Origin of the sequence: Acetobacter suratthaniensis, from assembly GCF_017377745.1 — a bacterium.
GTDB lineage: Bacteria > Pseudomonadota > Alphaproteobacteria > Acetobacterales > Acetobacteraceae > Acetobacter > Acetobacter suratthaniensis.
On the sequence record NZ_JAFVMG010000050.1, the window covers coordinates 1 to 1,326 of the forward strand.

Here is a 1,326-nt window from a genome sequence, read left to right on the forward strand (position 1 = left end):
TGAACTGCCCCGGGTTTACCGGAGAGTGATTTGTTCAGTAATCAGGCAGCGAGATCAAGCGTGTTCTGATCTTCATAGAAGGCGCGTTCGGCTTCGGCGGGCGGCCTGTAGCCGATTGGCGCCAGCAGGCGTCGGTTATTATACCAGTCCACCCATTTGAGGGTTTCCCATTCGACCTGCGCCATGGATTGCCATGGCCCCAGATGATGGATGACCTCGGCCTTGTATAAACCGTTGATAGTCTCCGCCAGTGCATTGTCGTAGCTGTCACCAACCGTGCCGACCGAGGCGTCTATGTCAGCTAGCGCCAGGCGTTCGGTATATCGGATCGACAGGTATTGTGATCCACGGTCTGAATGATGGATCAGTGCTTTGTTTCCCGCAGGCTTTCGTTGCCAGATGGCCTGTTCAAGGGCATCGAGCACGAACTGGGTGGTCATGGAAGTCGAGACTTTCCAGCCCACGATCCTGCGGGCAAACACGTCAATAACGAACGCCACATAGACCATGCCATTCCAGGTCTGGACATAGGTGAAATCCGAAACCCAGAGCTGGTTGGGGGCCTCGGCCCGGAACTGCCGGTTGACCCTGTCATCGGGACAGGGGCGCGCCGTATCCGGACGGGTCGTAATAATCTTCTTGCCCCGGATGACACCCTTCAGACCCATCTTGCTCATCAGGCGCTCAACAGTGCAACGCGCCACCTGTCGCCCTTCACGGTGCAGGCTGTGCCACACCTTGCGCGCACCATAAACAGCACGGTTGTCCTGCCAGATCCGGCGGATATGTTCCATCAGTTCCCTATCGCGCCGGGCACGCGGGCTGGCCGTGGCCGGATCTCTTGCTATGGCCGCATGCTGGTAAAACGTGGACGGGGCAATCGGCAGAACACGACAGATTGGCTCGACCCCGTAATCGGCACGGCAGGCTTCAATAAACGCGATCATTTGCGAAACGGGCGGTCGAGCTCCGCCTGTGCAAAATAAGCCGAGGCCTTCTTGAGGATCTCATTGGCCTGACGCAGTTCACGGACCTCACGCTCCAACGCTCTGATCCGTGCCGTCTCGGCTGTGGTCGGCCCCGGTTGCGTACCCGCGTCCCGCCGGGCCTGCTTCCACCAGTCATGCAGGCTGTCGCCCGAGCAGCCAAGCTTGCTACCAATCTCGCGACAGGCCGCCGATAGGCTCGGGTAATCCGAGCGATGCTCGTCCAGAAGGCGCACGGCGCGCTCACGGAACTCAGGCGAATAACGCGATGTCTTCTTCTTCTCTACCATAGGGCTCATCCTCCGAGAGTTTTACTCTCCGGTAAACCCGGGGCAGTTCA

Annotated in this window: 1 protein-coding gene and 1 other annotated feature; the gene reads right to left on the bottom strand. The window is 59.0% G+C overall.

The window, feature by feature from the left end:
• Positions 1–41 precede the first annotated feature (41 nt).
• A protein-coding gene (locus J2D75_RS14245) for an IS3 family transposase (RefSeq protein WP_207855449.1) occupies positions 42–1,276 on the bottom strand; the annotation gives its coding sequence in 2 pieces (ribosomal slippage) (positions 42–982 and positions 982–1,276; 1,236 coding nt in all).
• Positions 873–989 (bottom strand) — a sequence feature (AL1L pseudoknot). Its footprint overlaps the gene before it by 117 nt.
• Positions 1,277–1,326: the final 50 nt, after the last annotated feature.